Below are 7612 nucleotides of genomic sequence, written 5' to 3' on the forward strand. Positions count from 1 at the left end.
CTCCGGCGATCTTCGATCGCCGGAGATTTTAATTATATCAGTTATCACAGCGATAAAACGACAGCTATTATAATTATTGGGACTCTCATTATTCTTCATTATGTAAGGAGACGAAGTACCGATCTTCTGCACTATGACTTTTGGGTGCAATAGCTAAAATCTGAAGTACTTCTGTTCCTGTGTTTGTAATTTGATGCACCTTATAAGGTTTTATAGAAAAAGTATCTCCTTTTTTAACACTTTGGACGAATCGATCCATTATTTTCCGGTCATCAAATTGAGCCGTTATAATTTCAGCTTCACCTTCCAGAATATAATATATCTCGATTTTTTCTTTATGATAATGCCCTGATAGTGTTTGATCTTTATGTAATTCTATAATAAAAAAAGAATTATCATCGTCACCTGTAAGAAAAACTACTTTTTGATTCAACATTTGGTCTTCAAGACTGTTTTCCAACAATTGCTTAGCATTTACAATCTCCAGCATCTTATATATGACTAAAGTTTTGCATTTCACCATTGCCGAATGACCAGTTTTCTTTTGAATTTTCAAGCAAAGTAATGATTATGTTCTGTGGATTTATCTTGGTAGATTCTGAAATTTTTAAAACGATATTTTTATACAGTTTTTCTTTTTGCTCCTTGCTTCTACCAATAGCTGCAATAATTTGAAGAAACAGAATTCCCTGGTCGTGTTTCACTCCCAAATATTGGTTTGGAAAAAACAGCTGAGAAGGCTTCACTCTCTCAACGATGTGAAAATAATCATCAGTTGGAATATTAAAATCTTCGATTAATGCTAAATGAATAGCCTGAGAAATTTGGTTACATTCTTCCTCAGAATAGTTTTCGGATAAAGTAATTCTTACTAAAGGCATTGTATTTATTATTTTGTTACAATACAAAAATCAGAAAGAATAATTACTTATTATCTTGATGTATGTCAAGACTTTTAATTCTCGATAAAGTTTCGGGACGAATTTTAAGATAAGAAGCTATAAGATGTTGAGGAAAATACTGTTCCAGACGAGTTCTTTCATGTATTAATGCTAAATAACGTTCTCTGGCTTTTAATTTAATTAATGAAGTTTCTTTAAAACATTTATTAATAAATAATTCGTCTGCAACTTCTTTAAATATCAAACTCCATTCCTGATGTTGTATCAATTCATTGTATGTTTTTTTTTCAATTGCATAAATTTCTGTATCCGAATAGGCTTTTATAAAAGCAGGTGATGGAATCCCAGTTAAAAAACTTCTGTATGATGTTATAATAGATTGCTCATTATATAATTCATTGACAAGCATATTGGCTTCCGAATCTTCAAAATAAGAATATAGAGTACCCTTTTTCACAATGCCTACATAATTACAAATCTCATTTTCTTTTACAAAATAATCATTGCGTTTTAAAGCAATTGTATGGCTAATGTTTATTATTTTTTCTAAAGTTTCAGCTGAAAGCATAGTATTATAAATCTAGGATACAATTTATTTAAAAATTTATTTGTTTCATAGTAAAATCAAAAGTTTAAATATTATTTCAAAGTTTACTGTTATTTCTTTATTTTCTTTTTAGTGCTAATCACAATTACTCCATTTTTAGCTTTCTCACCATATAAAGCAGTTGCTTCATCGCCTTTTACAATTTTCATGTCTTTAATTGAGTTTTGATCAAGGGATGAAAATGATTTATAATCAATTATTTTCCCGTCTACAACATATACCGGTTCAATATCTTTCCGATTAATTACTTTCCCTCCTCCAAGTCTCATCCGTCCACGGGCTATACTGTCTTTTCGCACTTCCGGCATTACCACATCTTTTAATTCTGCTATTTCTACAGTATCATTCTTTATATGTTGCTGTGCACTGACAGAAACAAATCCTCCCGTTGTCAAAATAAAACCAACCGCAAATTTTGCAAAAAGTGAATTGACAAAAGAATATTGTAATTCCCTGTTAAGCTGTGATTCATTAAAATTTCCACAAATATTTTCGGAAGGACCGGAAAAAGCATTCATAATTTCCTCATCAGAAGAACTTCTAAAATCTCTGACTGTTTTAGAACAAACGGAACAAAATCTTCCTTTCTCCTCAGGGGGCATATTTCCCCAGTTTTCATGACAGGGTTTTGGTATGGTAATTTTCATAGGATCTTTTCTTATACAGATGCTCTGAGGATAGAAAAGGTTGGAAAAGAATAGTAACTATATCTTTCACGCTCAAATGCAGTACATTTTTTATACCCCAAACCTCGTTTTCTAAGAAAGAAATTCTCCTCTTCCGGAGAGGTAGATTCGAATGAAAGGAGAAGGTGGGGTAAAACACTCCAACAAAGATCAAAGAAGTTAGTATTCTTCATTGGGAAATGCGTTCTTCCAACAAAAAAGGTCAAACATTCATTTTTATTATTGGTAAATTGCGAATACAGAAGCAATTAAAATGGGATTTGAATATAAATTAAAAGCAAAGCTTACAGAGAAACAGACTGCAGAAATTCAGGATTTGCTGGAAAGCTCTGATCTTTTTGAGAAAAAATATGAATATGCCAATCAGCTGTTCCGGGATTTCAGACATGCAGAAAACACTGGTCAACTACCAAATAGCAGTATTATTCTTGAAAATGATGGCATTTATATTTGCCGGTATGGTTCTTCTTATGTGTGGACAGATCTTGATGCGTTGAAAATCTACCTAGAGAAAGAACAAATTGCATATGAAATCATAGACTATCAGGATTAAAAATACAGTGACATATACATGAAAATTGAATAAAAAAACCTGCCTCACAGCAGGTTTCTGTTTTTTTAAAACATCATCATTAGGAACCAGTCGTAAGATGAAAATATCGTGGATCCGGATATTGAAATTCAAAATCCAGTTCTGAAATTAATTTTGAGGGGGATATTGTTCTACCCTGGGTAGTACGGTCACCCAAATACGGCAGATCTTTCTGTGCATTGATAATCTCTTCTTTGTTAGGATGCACAGGCGCCACTACATTATAAACTTTGGATTGGGATTGATTCTTCAGCATTTTTTCAACCACTGAACAAATATCTGCATAATGAATATGGTTGACCAACAGATCCAGATTGGATATATTATAATTCTTCAACAGTCTCTGGTCTCCCATTAATCCGGCCAGTCTCAAAATATTAACCTCAGGAAATCTGCTTTTTATGATGCTCTCACTTGGAACCTCATCTGCAGGACGGTCTTCTTCTGTAAATTCTTTTTCAGTATTCGGATAAACTCCCGTAGAGCTCATCAGATAGACCTGGCCTTTATAATCCCCAAGAAATGCCAGTAAATTCTGAGCTCTCTCATGCAACGGAATTTCAGCACCCCTTATCCCCGAAAACGGAACCGTGATGATTACCGCATCCAGCTCTGGTGCCATAGCCCACTCCTGCATTGTTTCGGATATATCATCGTCCGGAAAGCTGACCTGTGTCACATGGTATCCTTTAGCAGATAAATCTTCTATTTTAGACTCTGATGTGGTCGTTGCAAAAATCTCATATTGCCCGGATAATTTCTCTGCAATATGACTGCCTAGCCAACCACAACCTATAATTCCTATTTTTTTCATTTTTTAATGTATTAGTCTGTTTGTTAAAAACAAATGACAGTCTATGAATCCATCAATACCTCTCCATCTTTCAGAACAAGATATTTCTGCCCTACGTCCTTGGAAGTTTTTTGTAAATCCTCCTGGTCAAATAGCTCAGGAATATAAAATTTCTCATGGGCAAATAATCCGTAATGTATAGGAACCAGCTTTCGGGCATGTAACAGATGTGCCGCGGCAAAAGCTTCTTTCAGATTGAGTGAAGCAGGTACCGGGCTGTATTCCAATCCTATCATTTCAAAATTCACCACAACCCCATTGGCGGGCAAAAATGCATAGTCTATATTCTTATTTTCCTGTCCCAATTTCCAGAACTGATTATGCCAGATCGTATCTCCACCATGAAAAATCTTCGTATGCAGATCTTCTACAATCCATGAGCTCTGGATCTCTCCTACTCCATCCATTGCAAATACGGGCTTAAAGGTAATATTGTTTTCTGTGAAGGTTTCATTCAGATCCAGAACGATCATCTCAATATCATCCATCACCTTTCTGACAACAGGCTCTAACCCTGAATATACAATCAGTTTTCCCTCCTTTTTCAGACATTTTTTCAAAACACTTTTATCAAAATGATCCAGATGCATATGGGTAAATAGGATATAATCCGCCTCTACCTCATCTGTAAACCTGATCACTTCGTCTACAGCCTCCCCTAACACAGGTTTGTAATAAGAAAAGTCTTCCACTGCATCAATTAAAATTGTTTTATCCTCAGATATCAGTTTTATTCCTGCCCAGTTTAATTTTTGTATTTCCATATTCTTTTTTCAACAAAGGAAAAGACTTATGGAAGGTCAAACAATAAACAAAAGTTAATTAATTCTCTTCCTGATCCGGCTCAGAGAAATCGGAGTAATCCCGATATAAGACGCCAGATATTTCAGGGGAATATGCTGAATGTAATGAGGTTTACTTTTTAATAAGTATTCGTAGAGATCCTGTGGAGTATTTTTCAGCAAAAGCATTTCCCTTTTCATGGCTGCATTCAGCTTCCTGCTCAGGTAGTAATTCTGAACAAAACGACACTCAGGATTAACGGCAAACATTTCCTTTACCTCTTCCAAAGTGATTTCCCAGGCAAGCCCTCTATCTAAAGATTCATAGACAACACCAGATCCTTTTTCTTCCACAGTGAAAATATCACCGGCAAAAAAGAATTCTGCGGATATTTCAGTATCGATATCCGATGTTGTATTGATATAAAATTTCCGGACCAGCCCCGCTTCTACAAGAAAGGCTTTATTGTCCGGAAATCTGTTTTTTTTTGAAAATTCAACCCTGGCAAATTTTTCCCAAACAGGATCATCATCCTCTACATTAAGGTGTGAAAACAGTTTTTTATTAATAGTTGCCAATGGTATGTATATTATTTATAATAAGTTTTCATCTACAAGGTTAGGAAGCGTCACTTTCAGGTTCGGCTCTATTTCCATTGCTCTTTTAATGGCAAACATAGCGCCTTCATTTCTTGCCCAGCTTCTTCTTGAGATTCCGTTGTTAACGTCCCAAAACAGCATAGATTTCAATCTTCTGTCTGCATCGTCACTTCCATCCAACAACATTCCGAAACCTCCGTTGATCACTTCTCCCCAGCCTACACCACCTCCATTGTGAATAGAAACCCAGGTAGCACCACGGAAACTGTCACCAATAACATTATGAATCGCCATATCCGCTGTAAATCTGGAACCATCATAAATATTGGAAGTTTCTCTGTAAGGAGAATCTGTTCCTGATACATCATGATGATCTCTTCCCAATACTACCGGTCCGATCTCTCCATTTTTAATCGCTTTATTAAAAGCCTCAGCAATTTTCATTCTTCCTTCTGCATCTGCGTACAGGATTCTTGCCTGGGAACCTACTACTAATCTGTTTTCCTGAGCTCCCTTGATCCACTGGATATTATCTTTCATCTGCTGCTGAATTTCTTCAGGAGAGTTTTTGATCATTTCTTCCAATACTGTACAGGCAATAGTATCTGTTTTCTGCAGATCTTCCGGTTTTCCGCTGGTACATACCCAACGGAACGGTCCGAAACCATAGTCAAAACACATAGGTCCCATAATATCCTGAACATAACTAGGATATTTAAACTCTCTTCCCAATGTTGGATTTTCAGCCATTACATCTGCTCCTGCTCTGGAGGCTTCCAGTAAGAAGGCATTTCCGTAATCAAAGAAATAAGTACCTTTCTTTGTATGTTTATTGATAGCTGCAGCATGTCTCTTTAAAGTTTCCTGTACTTTCTCTTTGAATAGCTCAGGATCTTCAGCCATCATTCTGTTCGATTCCTCAAAACTTTGTCCTACCGGATAATATCCTCCAGCCCACGGATTGTGAAGTGAAGTCTGGTCTGAACCGATATCAATTCTTAAATCTGCTTCATCAAATTTTTCCCAGACATCAACGATATTTCCAAGATAGGCCAAAGAAACAGCTTCTTTATTCTGCTGAGCTTCTCTTACTCTTTGTACCAGTTCATCCAGATTTTCATGAATTTCATTCACCCATTTCTGGTCGTGGCGTATTTTTGTAATCTTTGGATTCACTTCCGCACATACGGTAACGCATCCTGCAATATTTCCTGCCTTTGGCTGAGCACCGCTCATACCTCCTAAACCTGAAGTTACAAAAAGTCCTCCCTGAGGTTCTTTATTTATTTTTCTGAAAGCATTTAAAGCTGTAATTGTTGTCCCATGAACAATTCCCTGTGGACCAATATACATATAGCTTCCTGCTGTCATCTGGCCGTACTGAGTTACCCCCAGTGCATTGAATTTCTCCCAGTCATCCGGCTTTGAGTAGTTCGGAATCATCATTCCGTTGGTCACGACCACTCTTGGAGCATCTTTATGGGATGGGAACAATCCCATCGGGTGTCCTGAATACATCACTAAGGTCTGCTCATCCGTCATTTCAGACAAATATTTTATGGTCAGAAGATATTGTGCCCAGTTTGAAAAAACAGCCCCATTTCCACCGTAAGTGATCAGTTCATGTGGATGCTGAGCTACCGCATAATCCAGGTTATTCTGAATCATCAACATGATTGCTTTTGCCTGCTCAGATTTTCCAGGATAATCACTAATCGGCCTCGCCTTCATTTCATAATCCGGACGGAAACGATACATATAGATTCTTCCGTAGTCTTCCAGCTCCTGCTTAAACTCGGGAATTAATGCTGCATGAAACTTGGGATCGAAATAACGTAAGGCATTCTTCAATGCCAGTTTTTTTTCTTCTTCCCCTAAAATTTCTTTACGCTTCGGAGCATGGTTAATATTTGTTTCGTATGGTTTTGGCTGTGGCAGCTGATTAGGTATACCTTGTTGTATTTGTTCTTGAAATGTCATATTGCTATTTAAAGTTCTATGTTTAAACAATGTTTGAAGTTTTAAAGATATTCAAATTATAAAATATCTGCAACAAAACAGGGGAAAAGCTGAATAAGGGTAAAGTAAAAGCGTGAAAGACTAGATTTGCTACATCTATTATCTCTTGTATGCTTTTTGACCACCCCATCTTCTCCTTTCAGTCGAAGCCACCCCTCCAAGGGAGGGGAATTTCTTTCTCAGAAAACAAAGTGTTGAGTATAAAAATAAAAAATCTTACTGAAATTAAGACGACAAGGTACATCTGTTACACATATTGAAATAAAACACTCAGATTCCCCTCCTCTGGAGGGGTGGATTTCAAAATTTACAGAATTTTGGAAGACGGGGTGGTTCCGTAATTCAGAATAATAAATTCTTCGAGCTCTCTCATTACTATACTAAGGTTATTTCTGATATCAAAATCATCTACCCTAAAAACCAACAGTCCTAAAGACTCTAAATATTCCTGTCTGATTCCGTCATAAACTTTTTTCTCATCATGACTTGAACCGTCAATTTCAATGACCAATCCTAATGCTTTCACATAGAAATCAACAATATAGTTCCCAATAATTCGTTGTCTGTCAAA

Annotated in this window: 10 protein-coding genes; 1 reads left to right on the top strand and 9 read right to left on the bottom strand. The window is 36.3% G+C overall.

Annotated features, from left to right (window positions below):
• Window positions 1–88: 88 nt before the first annotated feature.
• From DRF57_RS23035 to DRF57_RS23050, 4 genes are all read right to left on the bottom strand, one after another.
• On the bottom strand, window positions 89–490 hold the full coding sequence (locus DRF57_RS23035; RefSeq protein WP_157969928.1) for a polysaccharide biosynthesis C-terminal domain-containing protein: 402 nt from the start codon (window positions 488–490) through the stop codon (window positions 89–91).
• Between the two features lies 1 nt (window position 491).
• On the bottom strand, window positions 492–881 hold the full coding sequence (locus DRF57_RS23040; protein ID WP_115921088.1) for a tautomerase family protein: 390 nt from the start codon (window positions 879–881) through the stop codon (window positions 492–494).
• 43 nt (window positions 882–924) lie between these two features.
• Window positions 925–1470 carry a Crp/Fnr family transcriptional regulator gene (locus DRF57_RS23045; RefSeq protein WP_115921089.1) on the bottom strand — a complete coding sequence of 182 codons (546 nt, stop codon included), beginning with the start codon at window positions 1468–1470 and terminating at the stop codon, window positions 925–927.
• 89 nt (window positions 1471–1559) lie between these two features.
• Window positions 1560–2156 (bottom strand): hypothetical protein, encoded by a 597-nt coding sequence (locus DRF57_RS23050; protein ID WP_047486124.1) that lies wholly within the window; start codon window positions 2154–2156, stop codon window positions 1560–1562.
• A gap of 292 nt (window positions 2157–2448) precedes the next feature.
• On the opposite strand from DRF57_RS23050, the gene DRF57_RS23055 reads away from it, so the two are divergent.
• On the top strand, window positions 2449–2748 hold the full coding sequence (locus DRF57_RS23055; RefSeq protein ID WP_047486126.1) for a hypothetical protein: 300 nt from the start codon (window positions 2449–2451) through the stop codon (window positions 2746–2748).
• Between the two features lie 79 nt (window positions 2749–2827).
• Here the strand turns inward: DRF57_RS23055 and DRF57_RS23060 are convergent, their stop codons facing one another.
• From DRF57_RS23060 to DRF57_RS23080, 5 genes are all read right to left on the bottom strand, one after another.
• Complete coding sequence (locus DRF57_RS23060; protein WP_115921090.1) at window positions 2828–3601, bottom strand: NAD-binding protein; 774 nt, start codon at window positions 3599–3601, stop codon at window positions 2828–2830.
• A 41-nt stretch (window positions 3602–3642) separates the two neighbouring features.
• Window positions 3643–4404, bottom strand: a complete 762-nt coding sequence (locus DRF57_RS23065; protein WP_115921091.1) for an MBL fold metallo-hydrolase — start codon at window positions 4402–4404, stop codon at window positions 3643–3645.
• A gap of 54 nt (window positions 4405–4458) precedes the next feature.
• Window positions 4459–5001 carry a Crp/Fnr family transcriptional regulator gene (locus DRF57_RS23070; RefSeq protein ID WP_047486130.1) on the bottom strand — a complete coding sequence of 181 codons (543 nt, stop codon included), beginning with the start codon at window positions 4999–5001 and terminating at the stop codon, window positions 4459–4461.
• Window positions 5002–5016: 15 nt separating this feature from the next.
• A complete protein-coding gene (locus tag DRF57_RS23075; RefSeq protein WP_047486132.1) occupies window positions 5017–7002 on the bottom strand; it encodes a urocanate hydratase in 1986 nt (661 codons plus the stop codon).
• A 346-nt stretch (window positions 7003–7348) separates the two neighbouring features.
• Window positions 7349–7612, bottom strand: a 264-nt coding sequence (locus DRF57_RS23080) for an endonuclease domain-containing protein (protein WP_115921092.1), incomplete at its 5' end; no start/stop codon positions are given.

Origin of the sequence: Chryseobacterium rhizosphaerae, from assembly GCF_003385455.1 — a bacterium.
GTDB classification, from domain to species: domain Bacteria; phylum Bacteroidota; class Bacteroidia; order Flavobacteriales; family Weeksellaceae; genus Chryseobacterium; species Chryseobacterium rhizosphaerae.